Origin of the sequence: Flavobacterium limnosediminis JC2902, assembly GCF_000498535.1 — a bacterium.
Classification (GTDB): Bacteria; Bacteroidota; Bacteroidia; order Flavobacteriales; family Flavobacteriaceae; genus Flavobacterium; species Flavobacterium limnosediminis.
On record NZ_AVGG01000012.1, the window covers coordinates 25456 to 40374 of the forward strand.

At 37.7% G+C, this 14919-nt stretch carries 14 protein-coding genes and 1 tRNA gene; 4 read left to right on the forward strand and 11 right to left on the reverse strand.

The features are described from left to right. Positions 1-62: 62 nt before the first annotated feature. Entirely contained in the window at positions 63-587 is a 525-nt protein-coding gene (locus tag FLJC2902T_RS10255) for a DinB family protein (protein WP_023579715.1), read from the forward strand. A 37-nt stretch (positions 588-624) separates the two neighbouring features. Here FLJC2902T_RS10255 and FLJC2902T_RS10260 read toward each other — a convergent pair whose 3' ends face one another. The 5 genes from FLJC2902T_RS10260 to aroB form a co-directional block, all read right to left on the reverse strand. Beyond that, on the reverse strand, positions 625-981 hold the full coding sequence (locus tag FLJC2902T_RS10260) for a hypothetical protein (protein ID WP_023579716.1): 357 nt from the start codon (positions 979-981) through the stop codon (positions 625-627). Positions 982-1067: 86 nt separating this feature from the next. Continuing rightward, positions 1068-2042, reverse strand: coding sequence for a deoxyhypusine synthase family protein (locus FLJC2902T_RS10265; RefSeq protein WP_023579717.1), 975 nt, complete (start codon positions 2040-2042; stop codon positions 1068-1070). An 18-nt stretch (positions 2043-2060) separates the two neighbouring features. Next, the gene (locus FLJC2902T_RS10270; RefSeq protein ID WP_023579718.1) at positions 2061-3464 is read right to left on the reverse strand and encodes a type III PLP-dependent enzyme domain-containing protein; all 1404 of its coding nucleotides are present in this window, start codon (positions 3462-3464) and stop codon (positions 2061-2063) included. 58 nt (positions 3465-3522) lie between these two features. Further along, entirely contained in the window at positions 3523-3702 is a 180-nt protein-coding gene (locus tag FLJC2902T_RS10275; protein WP_023579719.1) for a hypothetical protein, read from the reverse strand. Positions 3703-3758: 56 nt separating this feature from the next. Further along, positions 3759-4826 (reverse strand): 3-dehydroquinate synthase, encoded by a 1068-nt coding sequence (gene aroB / locus FLJC2902T_RS10280; RefSeq protein ID WP_023579720.1) that lies wholly within the window; start codon positions 4824-4826, stop codon positions 3759-3761. A 99-nt stretch (positions 4827-4925) separates the two neighbouring features. Here aroB and FLJC2902T_RS10285 point away from each other — a divergent pair, with 99 nt between their 5' ends. Further along, a complete protein-coding gene (locus FLJC2902T_RS10285; protein ID WP_023579721.1) occupies positions 4926-6092 on the forward strand; it encodes a proline dehydrogenase family protein in 1167 nt (388 codons plus the stop codon). Between the two features lie 40 nt (positions 6093-6132). Here FLJC2902T_RS10285 and FLJC2902T_RS10290 read toward each other — a convergent pair whose 3' ends face one another. Then, entirely contained in the window at positions 6133-6402 is a 270-nt protein-coding gene (locus tag FLJC2902T_RS10290; RefSeq protein ID WP_023579722.1) for a hypothetical protein, read from the reverse strand. Between the two features lie 383 nt (positions 6403-6785). Here FLJC2902T_RS10290 and FLJC2902T_RS10300 point away from each other — a divergent pair, with 383 nt between their 5' ends. Beyond that, positions 6786-8255: an FAD-dependent oxidoreductase gene (locus FLJC2902T_RS10300; protein WP_023579724.1), complete on the forward strand. Its 1470-nt coding sequence runs from the start codon at positions 6786-6788 to the stop codon at positions 8253-8255. A gap of 153 nt (positions 8256-8408) precedes the next feature. On the opposite strand, the gene FLJC2902T_RS10305 is transcribed toward FLJC2902T_RS10300, so the two are convergent. The 5 genes from FLJC2902T_RS10305 to porX all read right to left on the reverse strand — a co-directional run bounded on the left by FLJC2902T_RS10305 (position 8409) and on the right by porX (position 12249). Beyond that, a tRNA-Val gene (locus tag FLJC2902T_RS10305) sits at positions 8409-8486 on the reverse strand. A gap of 81 nt (positions 8487-8567) precedes the next feature. After that, positions 8568-8942 carry a DUF4258 domain-containing protein gene (locus tag FLJC2902T_RS10310; protein WP_023579725.1) on the reverse strand — a complete coding sequence of 125 codons (375 nt, stop codon included), beginning with the start codon at positions 8940-8942 and terminating at the stop codon, positions 8568-8570. A gap of 47 nt (positions 8943-8989) precedes the next feature. After that, positions 8990-10183 (reverse strand): alanine dehydrogenase, encoded by a 1194-nt coding sequence (locus FLJC2902T_RS10315; protein ID WP_023579726.1) that lies wholly within the window; start codon positions 10181-10183, stop codon positions 8990-8992. A 54-nt stretch (positions 10184-10237) separates the two neighbouring features. Next, positions 10238-10645, reverse strand: a complete 408-nt coding sequence (tsaE, locus tag FLJC2902T_RS10320) for a tRNA (adenosine(37)-N6)-threonylcarbamoyltransferase complex ATPase subunit type 1 TsaE (protein WP_023579727.1) — start codon at positions 10643-10645, stop codon at positions 10238-10240. A gap of 50 nt (positions 10646-10695) precedes the next feature. Beyond that, entirely contained in the window at positions 10696-12249 is a 1554-nt protein-coding gene (porX, locus tag FLJC2902T_RS10325; protein ID WP_023579728.1) for a T9SS response regulator signal transducer PorX, read from the reverse strand. A 603-nt stretch (positions 12250-12852) separates the two neighbouring features. On the opposite strand from porX, the gene FLJC2902T_RS10330 reads away from it, so the two are divergent. After that, positions 12853-14901 carry a M13 family metallopeptidase gene (locus FLJC2902T_RS10330; protein ID WP_023579730.1) on the forward strand — a complete coding sequence of 683 codons (2049 nt, stop codon included), beginning with the start codon at positions 12853-12855 and terminating at the stop codon, positions 14899-14901. Positions 14902-14919: the final 18 nt, after the last annotated feature.

Below are 14919 nucleotides of genomic sequence, written 5' to 3' on the forward strand. Positions count from 1 at the left end.
ACCCGGAGTTAACGCTTCGGGTTTTTTGTTTTAATTTTAACCGTAAATCAAATCTGTAATTTATGAACCCGAAACAACTTACCTCAGACGAATTCGCTCCTTATTACAAAACATACATTGATGCATTGAAAGATGACACTGATTTATTGGATGAATTGGAAATCAGTCTGCATAAAACCATAAAGTTCGTTCAGGATATACCGATGGATAAATTTGATTATCGCTATGCGGAAGGAAAGTGGACAATTAAAGAGATATTGCAACACATTATTGATGCAGAACGGGTTTTTGCTTATAGGGCTTTGCGTTTTTCAAGAAGTGATGAAACGCCGTTACCGGGTTTTGATGAAAATAAGTATGCGGAAGTAGTCAATCCGACAGCCAACAAGCGTCATTTAAAAGATCTGCTTACCGAACTGACTGCTGTGCGCCACGCAACCATAACACTTTTCAAAAGTTTCACGGAAGAGGATTTGCTGAAAAAGGGAATCGCTTCAAATAACCCGATGTCGGTTAGGGCAGTTGGTTTTATTATTATTGGGCACCAAAATCATCATTTGGCTGTTTTTAAAGAGAGGTATTTATAAAATAAAAGAGGAACCCGTCGAGTTCCTCTTTTTGTATTTAATCTTCTTCGTCTGTGTCGTCTTCGTCAACAGGTTCGTCATTTTTATCATCATCTTCTTCATCATCAGCATCGTCTTCGATAGCCAATTCTTTTAATGCGTCTAATGAATCTTCTCCTGCATCGATGTCTTCATCATCTTCGTCAAAATTCTCAATTCTGTCAGCCAATTTCATGCTTACTTTCACTAAGTAGATAGTGTCTTCTGTACGTACTTCCACTGCTTCAATAGTCTCATTCTTAGCGTTTTTAAAACGGACAATATCAGAATCATCATATCCGTCAGGAAACTTCTCAACCAATAAGGTTAAGATCTCATTCGTTAATTTAGCGTAATCTACAATTACTCTTTTCATTCGTTGTGTTTTAATCTTTGTATATGCTCAAATGTAATATCCTAAATTGTATTTTTCAAATAAAAAATCACTTTTTTTTCAAAAAATTACCATCCTAAAATGTAGGCAAACATCAATGGTGCCACGATGGTAGCATCTGATTCCACAATGAATTTAGGCGTAGTTATGTCTAATTTACCCCATGTGATTTTTTCATTCGGAACGGCTCCTGAATACGAACCGTAACTTGTAGTCGAATCGGAAATCTGACAGAAATAGCTCCAAAACGGAACATCGTGCATTTCCATATCCTGATACAACATCGGAACCACACAAATAGGAAAATCACCTGCAATACCACCACCAATCTGGAAGAAACCGATTCCTTTCCCGGCACAGTTTTTAGGGTACCAGTCTGCTAACCACATCATGTATTCGATTCCGCTTTTCATTGTAGTGGCCTTGAATTCGCCTTTGATACAGTAAGAAGAGAAAATATTCCCCATAGTACTGTCTTCCCAGCCTGGAACTACAATCGGAAGGTTTTTTTCTGCAGCAGCCACCATCCATGAATCTTTAGGATCAATTTCATAATATTGTTCCAATACGCCAGAATTGATCATTTGGTACATGAACTCATGCGGGAAATAACGCTCTCCTTTAGAATCCGCATTATTCCAGATGTTAAATAAATGCGATTGTAAACGACGGAAAGCTTCTTCTTCCGGAATACAAGTATCGGTTACACGATTATAATGATTTTCCAATAAATCCCATTCTTCCTGCGGACTCAAATCACGGTAATTCGGAACTCTTTTGTAAGAGTTGTGTGCAACAAGGTTCATGATATCTTCTTCAAGATTGGCCCCTGTACAGGAAATGATGTGTACCTTATCCTGACGAATCATTTCGGCTAATGATTTTCCAAGCTCGGCAGTACTCATGGCACCGGCAAGTGTAATCATCATTTTTCCGTTGTCTAATAAATGCTCCTCATATCCTTTTGCCGCATCTACAAGTGCTGCAGAGTTAAAATGAAGATAATGTTTTTCAATAAACTGACTGATAGGTCCTTTACTCATTTTGGTTCTGTTATGAAATTATTTTTTCTTGTTGTATCCTAAGATTTCTAATACTTCTTCGACTCTTTGCTGTTCTGAGAAAACTTCAGTAGCAAAAATTCCATTTTTATCTTTATCAATAAGAATGTGTTTCGGTTGCGGTAAAATACAGTGGCTCAAACCGCCAAATCCACCAATGGTTTCCTGGTAAGCTCCAGTATTGAAGAAACCGATATATAGCGGTTTTTCTTTATTGTATTTTGGCAGATATACCGCATTCATGTGTTGTTCTGAATTGTAGTAATCATCACCATCACAAGTTAATCCTCCTAAAAGTACGCGCTCATAAGTGTCATTCCATCTGTTTACAGCCATCATAACGAAACGTTTGTTGATAGCCCAGGTGTCCGGTAAAGTTGTGATGAAGGAAGAATCAATCATGTTCCAGTTTTCACGGTCATTTTGTTTCTTCTGATATAAAACCTGATACAAAGCGCCCCCGGATTCTCCAACGGTAAAAGATCCGAATTCGGTAAAGATGTGTGGAACCGGAACTTCGGCTTCATCACAGGCAATTTTAATCTGATTCAAAATTTCGTCAACCATGTATTGGTAATCATAATCAAAAGCCAATGAATTTTTGATTGGGAAACCACCACCGATATTTAAACTGTCAAGTGTAGGGCATTCTTTTTTCAGAGCAATGTACACTTTCATACATTTTAATAACTCATTCCAGTAGTAAGCCGTATCACGAATACCGGCATTAATAAAGAAGTGAAGCATTTTTAATTCCACTTTCTTATTGTCCTGGATTTGTTTACGGTAAAACGGAACAATGTCTTTGTAACCAATCCCTAAACGAGAAGTGTAAAACTCGAATTTAGGTTCTTCCTCAGCCGCAATACGGATTCCGATTTTGAATTTGCCTTCAATTTGCTCCTGTAATAAATCCAATTCTTCAAAATTGTCAATTACGGGAACGGTATTTTTATGTCCGTTGTTGATTAAACGCGCAATGTTTGTAACGTATTGATCACGTTTGAACCCGTTACATACAACAAACGTGTTTTTATTGATTTTTCCTTCCTCCATTAAGCGCTCAATGATATCAATATCAAATGCAGAAGAAGTTTCAAGATGGATATTATTTTTTAAAGCCTCGTTAAGAATAAATTCGAAATGAGAACTTTTGGTACAATAGCAGTAATAATACTTAGCCTCATAATGGTGTTTTTCCATCGCATTTCTAAACCACATTTTGGCTTTATTAATGTTCTCGGAAATTTTAGGTAAGTAAGTGAATTTTAACGGAGTACCGTATTGTTCTACTAATTTCATTAGGTCGATTCCATGAAATTGCAGATTGTCTTTATTTAAAGTGAATTCTTCCTGAGGAAAATAGAATGTTTGATTGATTAAGTCGTAATATTTAGTATTCATCTGAATAATAGGTTGTTAGATTATAAAATTACTATTTTTTATTAAAACAACTTACTTTTCAAACCCTAATATTTGCGTATACTATCTGAAGTTCATCATGTAGTGGATTGGTAAATTCAAAAACATCAAAATTCTGAATACTTTTCACGGAAAAAACAATACGCTGCAAACGCAACAGTAGTCTGCTTTGTCTGTTGTTTCTGTCGGAACGGAATTGTGTATTCTGTGTTTTTTTCATTGGCGCAAATGTAGAAAATAATAAAGCGTATTAAAAAAGATTTTTATAAAAAAATATTAGATTTTATAATCTGCAAAAGCCTTAAAAATAAGCTCATCCGACACAGATTGATTGATTTTTACATCTCCGATTCCGTCTAAGAGTGCAAACTGTACTTTTCCGAATTCATTTTTCTTGTCGTGAATAAGTAAGGTTATGATTTGTTCGATATCCTTCTGTGTGAATTCAACCACGCCGTACATCGCAAGGATAACCGATTTAATCTCGTGATATTCCTCTTTTGAAATTAATTCTTTTTCCATCGAAATATAACTTTCCAAAATCATTCCGACAGCGATTGCTTCTCCGTGAAGCAGCGTGATTTTTTCTTCGTTTTCCAGAAAATAGCTTTCGATGCCATGACCTAATGTGTGTCCGAAATTAAGTGCTTTACGAATACCGTTTTCGGTAGGATCCTGTGAAACGACATTGTTTTTTATATGAACTGATTCATAAATTAAACCATCCAGATCCTCTGTATCTAAGTTATTTAGATTTTTAAATTTGTTCCAATAAGACTTATCCCGAATCAATCCGTGTTTCAACATTTCCGCCAAACCCGAACGCATTTCATTTTGCGGCAAGGTTGCTAAAAACTGTGTATCAATCAGAACAGCTTTCGGAGTGGTAATGGTTCCGATCTGGTTTTTCAGATTCCCTAAATCGACTCCGTTTTTACCGCCAATGGAAGCATCAACCATCGCCAAAAGGGTAGTGGGTACATTTATGTATTCAACACCTCTTTTGAATGTGGAAGCCACAAATCCGCCCAAATCGGTAACAACGCCACCGCCCAGATTAATAATGATACTTTTTCGATCTGCTCCAAGTTCGGTCAAAGCCGACCATATTTCAAAACAGGTTTCAATATTTTTAAACTCTTCACCCGATTCGAATTCGATAATTTCAAGCGGAACTTCAGTGGCTAAATTCGCAAGGAAATTAGGCAGGCAGTAATCACTTGTTTTACTGTCAACAATGATGATTAATTTTGAATAAACGTCCGGATGAAGCGTCGTACTTAAATAAGTATAAATAGAATCATTGAAATAAACCGAATATCCGTTGGCGTTTATGGTGTGCATTTTTTTTCAATTATTGTTAAAGGAAGAGCAAAATAAGGTATTTTTTATCAATTATTCTCAAACCCTGCGTATATTTGTAAGCCGAATTATAAATATACCATGGAAAAAATATTCAACAATACGCAAGTAGCCTTTTCATTAAAAAATAACAGGGAATTAAACAGGGCTCATTTTCTTTTTAAAATGATTGGAAACCCATCATTAGTGAAAATAGGAACTTCGTTAACCAATTTTGCTCTAAATTTTCATCTTCCGGTAGAGGGAATTATCAGAAGTACCGTTTTTGATCATTTTTGTGGTGGTGTCAGCGAAAATGACTGTCTAAAAGTAGTCGATAATATGTATACCAAAAGAGTTTCTTCCGTTCTGGATTATTCTGTGGAAGGAAAAGAAGAAGAGGCTCAATTTGATGCCGCTTTGGAAATGACTTTAAAAACCATTGATTTTGCCAAAGCGAAAGAAGCGATTCCTTTTGCAGTTTTCAAACCAACCGGTATGGGGCGTATTGCTCTGTATGAAAAAATAGGAGAGAAGAAAGAGCTGACGGAAGCGGAAAAAACAGAATGGAACAGGATTGTATCCCGTTTTGAAACTATCTGTAAAACAGCTTTTGAGAAAGATGTGATGATACTGATTGACGCCGAAGAAAGCTGGATGCAGGAAGCTGCTGATGATTTGGTTACCGACATGATGCGTAAATACAACAAAAGCAAAGCTTTGATTTTTAACACATTACAGATGTACCGTTGGGATCGTTTGGATTATCTTAAAAAATTAAACGAACAAGCAAAAGCTGAAGGTTTTCATATCGGAATGAAAGTGGTACGTGGTGCTTATATGGAAAAAGAAGCCGACAGGGCAAAGGAAAAAGGTTATAAGAATCCGATTTGTGCTTCGAAACAGGCTACCGATGATAATTACGACGCTTGTATCGCTTATATGATGGAAAATATCAGTACGATGGCCATTTTTGCAGGAACTCACAATGAATTGAGCTCGTATAAGTTAATGGAATTGATGAATCAGAAAGGAATATCTAAAAACGATAATCGCATCTGGTTCGGTCAGTTGTATGGTATGAGTGATAACATCAGTTACAATTTAGCGGAAAACGGCTATAATGTTGCAAAATACCTGCCTTTCGGTCCGGTTCGTGATGTAATGCCGTACCTTATCCGTCGTGCTCAGGAAAATACTTCTGTTGCCGGACAAACCGGAAGAGAGCTGATGCTTCTGGAAACCGAAAAGAAAAGAAGAAAATTATAAGAATACTGAAAAACTCCGAAGCGATTCGGAGTTTTTTATTTTAAAGATAATTGAACATCATTAACAAAATGATCGGAAAAACAAAGATGTTAATTCCCAGCATCACATAGTTGCTGATGTTCATTTTTTGCAATCCTAAATTAATCAGGTACAAAATGCCTGTTAACACTACTAAATAGAAGATAAATACCAGCCAGTTTCCAATGTTGGTCATCCATCTGAAGTCGTAATATCCTTCATCAATAAAGAATAAAAGCTGAGAAATTAAAAATGAATTAACAGCTGCGTGGCCTAGAGGTTTATTATTCATCAGTATTGTTTTTTGAATACTAACGGAAATTACATAAAATTAGTGCATAAAAAAAGCACCTCAATTAAAGTGCTTAAAATGGTGGTTTTTAAGAACCTTTTTTGCAAACCATTTTTTGCAGGATTTGAAGAAAATTTCAATAAAATAGCCTTGAGAAATCCTTTCTATTTCAATTTGAAAAAAGTAGTTTTGCAACGCTAATTTTTTGTCTTAAACTTACGCTACTGTCACAAGCGGCAAAGCGCGCTGAAAAATATAAATTTCTGACGTTAAATTATATAGAAGTAATGAAAGTCATAATCGCTATTTTGCTCTTAGGCTCGTCATCAACCGGAACAGCTGAGTTTTTTCCTATAAAGAGTAGTAAGGATCAAGTTAAATAAATGGAAGTGAAAAAAGCGGAAAATGAAAGAGTAAACTGGACTATTTGTCCCGAATGTCTGGGACGCGGCAAAAAAAGTCAAAGGCTGAACAAGAAAGTGCGACTCCGCTACCAGATAGCACTCGATCAGTTTGAAAAAACGAAAGGCGAAGGAACAGCTCCAGTTCGTCCTAAGGCTCATCAATCCTTATGTTTGGACTGTACCGGATCCGGACTACTGTCTTCAGTCAGCCATCCTATAACAGATAATGAAAACTATCCGCACGTTGCTATTATTGGCGCTGGTATAGGAGGAGTGGCGCTGGCTGTGGCTTGTTTGCACCGCGGAATCCCCTTTACTCTTTATGAGCGTGATAACAACTTCAATGCCCGATCTCAGGGTTACGGACTCACTTTACAACAAGCTAGTAAAGCGATCGAGGGTTTGGGGATTTTCTCGTTAGAAGAAGAAGTGATTTCAACAAGGCATGTGGTTCATACTACAGAAGGAAAAGTGATCGGTGAATGGGGTATCAGAAAGTGGATGCAGTCAGATGCGAAAAAGTCTCCGAAACGTACAAATGTGCATATCGCAAGGCAATCTTTGCGTTTAGCCTTACTTGAGCAACTCGGCGGACATGATGCGGTACAGTGGGGACACCAGTTAATAGATTTTAAGGAATGTGAGGGCGAGGGTGAAGGAGTTGATCTGACCTTTCAAGTGAACGGGGAGATAAAGAGCGCCAAGGCGGATCTTGTGGTTGGAGCCGATGGTATCCGCAGTTCGGTGAGGAGGTTGTTGATTGGTGAGAATATTACCCCTTTACGTTACTTGGGCTGTATTGTGATATTAGGTATTTGTCCTTTGAAAGCTCTCGGAGATCTTAATACTACTTTATTGGACTCAGCCACTGTATTTCAAACCGCCAATGGCAATGAGCGGATCTACATGATGCCTTATACTTCAGACTCGGTGATGTGGCAACTTAGCTTTCCAATGCCTGAAAAAGAGGCTAAGGCGTTAAGTGCCAAAGGACCTCAAGCACTCAAGGAAGAGGCTTGTCGCAGAACGCAGTGGCATGATCCCGTCCCTCAGATTTTAGCGGCGACTATGGAAGCTCAGATTTCTGGCTATCCCGTGTATGACCGAGAATTACTCAAGTCAGAATTGTTGGAGAAAGGGGGTCAAGTGACTCTGATCGGAGATGCAGCTCACCCAATGAGTCCATTCAAAGGACAGGGTGCGAATCAAGCGCTACTGGATGCGCTCACGCTGGCAAGAGGAATATCAAAAGGATGTAAATCATTATCTCACTGGAGAAAAGTTGGAGTGAGGGAAAGTGTATTAACTGAGTTTGAATCTGAAATGCTAGAGCGTAGTGCCACTAAAGTAAAAGATTCTGCAGAGGCCGCACAGTTCTTACATTCCGAAATTGTGCTTCATGAGGGCGATGAGCCGAGAGGACGATGTCTCAAGAAAAAAGAGACATAAAAACAACTTAAATAGTTAGTTATAAACGATACCAAAAAAGCGTATAAAACGAATTAATACTAAAAGTTGTGGGGAAAATTAAAATATTGATCAAATAAGTTTCGAGCCAAAAAAAAACTCCAAAATCAAATGATTTTGGAGTTTTGTAATTTTTGGTGGGCGATGAGGGGTTCGAACCCCCGACCCCCTCGGTGTAAACGAGGTGCTCTGAACCAGCTGAGCTAATCGCCCCAATAAATGCTTTCAGTTGTTCCTGATTGCGGTGCAAATATACATCAGGATTTTGATTTTGCAAGGGTTTTGATTATTTTTTTATTGTTTTTTGATGTCTTTCAAAACAACTCTTTCGGTATAATTAACCATCTCAACGGTAATAGCTTCATTTTTAGTGTTTTTACCTTCAATGATGTATAACTTCCCTTGTTCGTATGGTTTGTTGCTTTTATCGAAATCGACGTCTCCGTATTGCAGACAATTTTTAACATCTTCAATAGTTACCCATTTTTCACTGAATTTAGCTTCAGCTTCTTTTGAGTAGGAAATGGGCTTGCTTCGCAAATCCTTTAAAACCCTGCAATTTGGCATATAACAAAATTCCGTTTTCTTTTGATTAAAGAAAAACACTAAGAACATACCGCCCAAAAGCAGTCCGAAAAGATAATACGCTAAACGATGTACGAATTTCATGGTAATTAATTTGCTGCAAAAGTAAGCAAACTATCGGCTATTGCCAACTAAAATACAATCAGGTTTATATCTCTGTAGGGAATATTGAACCAATCGGAAATGGATTTATTGGTTAAGATACCGTGATAGAAGTAAACACCGTTTTTTAATCCCCTGTCGCACCGGATTGCCATTTCCAAACCACCATCTTCAGCTATTTTTAATAAGGACGGTGTTATGATATTACTTATCGACATGGAAGCCGTTTTTGAATAACGGGACGGAATATTAGGCACACAGTAGTGAATTACGTTATTCTTGATGAAAGTTGGTTTTTCGTGTGTTGTTATTTCGGATGTTTCAAAGCAACCGCCGGTATCGATACTGACATCAACAATCACCGCACCTTTTTTCATGTGTTCTACCATTGTTTCTGTTACCACAACCGGAGTTCGGTTTTTTCCGCGCATGGCTCCGATTGCAACATCACATCGGCGTAAAGCCTTCAGTAATGATTTTTCCTGAATGGTGGAAGTAAAAATACGTTGGTTTAATGTGTTTTGCAACTGGCGCAATTTCGTAATGGAATTGTCAAATACTTTCACAGTCGCACCTAATCCGATTGCTGTTCTTGCTGCATATTCGGCAACGGTTCCTGCACCAAGAATGACAACTTCTGTAGGACGTATGCCGGTAATATTTCCAAACAACAGTCCTTTTCCGATCGATTGATTAATCATTAGTTCGGAGGCAATTAAAATTGAGGCAGTCCCGGCAATTTCACTGAGTGATTTTACAGCCGGATAAGAACCGTCTTCGTCCTTTATGAATTCGAAAGCTAAGGCTGTTACGCGTTTTTCGGCCAATGCTTCAAAATACGCTTTTTTCTGTGTTTTTAATTGTATTGCTGAAATAAGAATCGTTTGCGGATTCATCATTTCGATTTCACCAAATGTAGGCGGTTCCACTTTAAGAATCATCGGGCAACCGAAAACCTTTTTGGTATCACTTGTAATTTCTGCACCGGCATCACTGTATTCTTTATCCGAAAAACTTGAACTTTCTCCTGCGCCCGCTTCAATAAGAACACGATGTCCATGTGAAGTAAGTGAATTAACAGCATCAGGTGTAAGACAGATACGTCGTTCCTGATAGGATGTTTCCTTAGGAATTCCGATAAAAAGCTCACTCTTGTGTTTTAATATCTCCAACTTCTCTTCTTGTGGCAGCAGCTGGTGTTTGGAAAAAGGGGTTATCGACATGCTTTAGTTGTGTGAATTGTGTACAAATTACGAAATTTTGGCAACATACAACAATCATTTAACAGTCAAATGACGTTTTCCGTTTGGCAAAAGTTTAATGTGTATTGCCGAGTGGTCGAGCGGAATCAGATTTGGTGTTTTTTCCGGCCATTCGATAAAGCACCAGTGTCCTGAGTAGAAATACTCGTCAATTCCCATATCGTATGCTTCTTCCTCCGAATTTAACCGATACAAATCAAAATGATAAATCAAGTCTCCGTTGGCTGCCTTATATTCGTTAACCAACGAAAATGTCGGGCTTGAAGCCATGTGTTTGACTCCGAGATAATGTACAAGGGCTTTAATTAGCGTGGTTTTTCCCACACCCATATCGGCGTGGAAAGTAACCACTTTTTTTATACTGTGCGCGAATATCTGTTTTACAACATCATCAATCTCTTCAAGTGTAAACGTAATTTCCATGATTGTACAGGCTTTTATTTGATTGTAAGAAATTCACAAATCAAATATACCTATTTTGGATTGAAAACCAAGAAGGGTACAATCATTTCTTCCAATGAAATTCCGCCGTGCTGGTAGGTATTACGGTAATAACTTACATAATGGTTATAATTATTCACATAGGCCAGGAACAAATCGTTTTTTGCAAAAATGAAAGAACTGCTCATATTTATGGCCGGTAAACCAATTTTCTTCGGATCCTTCACCGCATAAACGTCTTTTTCCTCATAAGTTAGACTGCGTCCTGTTTTGTAACGTAAATTCAAACTTGTTTGTTTGTCACCGATTACCTTTGAAGGATTTTTACAGTTAATGGTTCCGTGATCAGTTGTTATAATTAACCGGAAGCCCATTTGCTGTGCCTGCTGAATAATTTCAAGCAACGGAGAATTTCTGAACCAGCTCAACGTTAAGGAGCGATAGGCCTTATCGTTAGAGGCTAATTCCTTAACTACATCCATTTCGGTTTTGGCATGGGAAAGCATGTCTACAAAGTTGTAAACGATTGTTGTCAAATCGTTTCCTTTCAACCCTTTGAAGTTGTCGACTAATTTTTTCCCGTCTTTAAAATTGGTGATTTTATAATATTCCTGTTTGATATCGATGCGCAGGCGTTTTAATTGCTCGGTTAAAAACTCGGCCTCAAACATGTTTTTTCCACCTTCATCGGTGTCATTTCTCCAATATTGAGGATAGTTTTTCTCCATCTCCAGAGGAGTTAAACCCGAAAAAATTGCATTACGCGCATATTGTGTGGCGGTTGGGAGAATCGCAAAATAACTGCTCTCCTTTTCAAGTTTGTAATGGTTGTTCACTACGCTTTCAAAGGCTTTCCACTGATCGTAGCGCAAATTATCGATCACAACAAACAAAATGGGTTTGTCTTTTTTCCGGATTTCGGGAACAACCAGTTTTCTGAAGATTTCATGTGAAAGAAAAGGACGGTTTTCGTCAGAAGTGAACCATTTCTCATAGTTTTTCTCGATAAACTTACCGAATTGCGAATTGGCTTCGATTTTCTGACTCTCCAATATTTCCATCATGCTCTGATCTTCGATATTTTCCAATTCGATTTCCCAGAACAACAACTTTTTGTACAGTTCCACCCAATCTTCATAAGTGTTAACCATAGCCATATCCATAGCAATCTTTCTGAATTCTTTTTGGTAATCCAAAGTGGTTTTTTCCGAAATAAGGCGCGAGTGATCCAGGTTCTTTTTTAAACTCAGAAGAATCTGGTTCGGGTTTACGGGTTTTATAAGGTAATCGGCGATTTTGGCACCGATAGCTTCTTCCATGATATATTCTTCCTCACTTTTGGTAATCATAATTACAGGCGTGGCTGATTTTTTCTCCTTAATTTCGGCTAAGGTTTCCAATCCGCTCAAACCGGGCATGTTTTCATCAAGGAATACGATGTCATAATTCTCCTGATCAAACAAATCAATGGCATCCTGCCCGTTATTACAGGTAGTTACGTCATATCCTTTTTTTTCCAGAAATAAGATGTGTGGTTTAAGTAAATCAATTTCATCGTCTACCCAAAGTATTTTGATATCGCTCATAATGATGTGTTCAGTAATTTAATGTTGCAATTTATGTTTTTATCAACGGAATGCGGTTAAAATTATTGTAAAAAAATGTTTGTTATATTTTCCTGAAGCGGTAGTTTTTTTACCATACCGCAGGTTCACCACTGTTTTTTTTATTTGCGATGCGATTATAAACGATGTATTTGTTCAGAAATAACAAAACAGTCAAAGTCCGCTGCAGTACTATCCGTGCTAACTAACTCAAAAGCAATGGATATTTTTTATTGAAGCGGACTTCTTTTAGTTGCGGCATCTTATAAATGTCGACTTGTTATTTCGTCTTCCCTTCACATTAGGGACGGCTTTTTTAACTTCCCGATCAAAAACGTACTGATTTTTTAGTATCTGTGTTTTTCCGTAACCCGTAAACGTTCTGATTAACCAAAGCCAGTAAAGTTACGAATTTTAACATTTTTAAACAATATAAATCATTGTAAAACAACTTGTTGTGTTTCAACTGAATTGAAATTGCTTTTCAAGGATTTTAAATTATAACATTTTACGGTCGATTTGTAAAGAATGTTAGAATAAGATATCTTTGAAAGCACTAATCAAGTCAATCAAATTATAAAATTTATGAAATTAAAACACGTTACGCTACTTGTTGCAGGAACCACTTTGGCTTTAACAAGTTGTAAAAACAACGAAACTTCCGAATTAATTCAACCCGATCCGTTAGCCATGAACCGCGACACGACTCTAAGTCCGGGAGAAGATTTTTTCCATTATGCCAATGGGGGCTGGTTCAAAAAGCATCCAATACCTGAAACCGAAAGCAGTAACGGGATTTTTAGAACCATCGGAGATACCATTAACGCCCAAATAAAAACGATTTGTATTAAATCAGCTGAAGATAAAGATTCTGCTAAAGGAAGCAACAAGCAAAAAATTGGGGATTTCTACGCTTCAGGAATGGACTCTCTTGCCATTGAAAAAGCAGGAATCAATCCGTTAAAAGCTGAAATATCCCGTATCGATGCGGTAAAAGACGCGTCTTCCTTAACAGAAACCATTGCTCACATGCATACCATCGGTACAAGTCCGGCCTTTAATTTTTACTTGGGTCAGGACGATAAAAACAGTACGAAATATGCATTGTTCTTCTCTCAGGGAGGTTTAGGATTAGGTGATCGTGATTACTATTTCAATACCGATGAGCAAACAACAAATATCCGAAAAGAATATGTGAAACACGTTCAGGCTATGCTACAGCTCATTGGTCAGGATAATACTTCGGCAGCTAAAAACGCAGCAACCATCATGAAAATGGAAACCGAATTGGCCACAGCTTCCCGTAAATTAGAAGCACTTCGTGATCCGATCAAAAATTACAATAAAATGTCGGTTGCTCAATTTAAAGCGCTGGCTCCGAATTTAAATGTTGATAAAATGCTGGCTACCATGAAAGTAGCTAAAGCCGATTCTGTAATTGTCGGTCAGCCCGAGTTTTACAAAGGACTGAATCAGTTGGCTAAAAAATACACAATTGAAGACTGGAAAGTATATTTAAAATGGAATTTAATCGACAGTTATGCACCGTATTTAAATAAAGCAATCGATTTGCAGAATTTCAAGTTCTATTCAACAGTAATGAATGGTGTTACCAAACAGAAACCTAGATGGAAAAGGGTAGTGGGACGCACGGATGCTTCATTAGGTGAATTAATCGGACAGGTTTATGTAGATGAATATCTGCCAAAAGGAACCAAAGAAAAACTTTTGGAAATAGGGAATAACATCAGAGACGTTTATGCCGATCATATCAAAAAATTAGACTGGATGAGTCCGGCAACCAAACAAAAGGCTTTGACCAAGCTAAGTAAAATTGTAATGAAAGTTGGTTATCCCGACAAATGGAAAGACATGAGCAGCGTTTCCATCGACAGAAAATCGTATTGTACCAATGTAATGAATACCAACAAATGGGAATACGATTATATGATTGCAAAATACGGAAAATCGGTTGACAGAACCGAGTGGGGCATGTATCCGCAAACGTATAATGCTTACTACAATCCGAGTAATAACGAAATTTGCGTACCGGCCTGTAACATTATCGTTCCCGGATTTGAAGGAAGAATGCCGGATGATGCGGTATTGTACGGAATTATCGGCGGATCGACATTCGGACATGAAATCACTCATGGTTTCGACGATCAGGGAAGTCAGTATGACGAAAAAGGAAACCTTAACAATTGGTGGACTGACGAAGATATGTCAAAATTCAAAGCCAAAACGAAACTGATCGTTGATCAGTTCAATAAATATGAGGTTTTGAAAGGCAAATTTGTAAATGGAGATGCAACACAAGGTGAAAATATTGCTGATTTAGGCGGTGTACTGATGGGGTATGAGGCATTTAAGAAAACAGCTCAATTCAAAAGCAATCAGAAAATTGCAGGTTTGACTCCGAATGAGCGATTCTTTCTTGCCTACGGTTATGCCTGGATGGTAAATGTTAAGGAGGAAGCCTTATCACAACAGATTATGACGGATGTTCACGCGCCGGCGCAATTCAGAATCAACGGACCATTAAGTAATATACCTGAATTTTATACTACTTTCAAAATCAAAGAAGGAGATAAAATGTACCGCCCTGAAAGCATGAGGGTTATGATTTGGTAATTTATTTATGACCTAAGA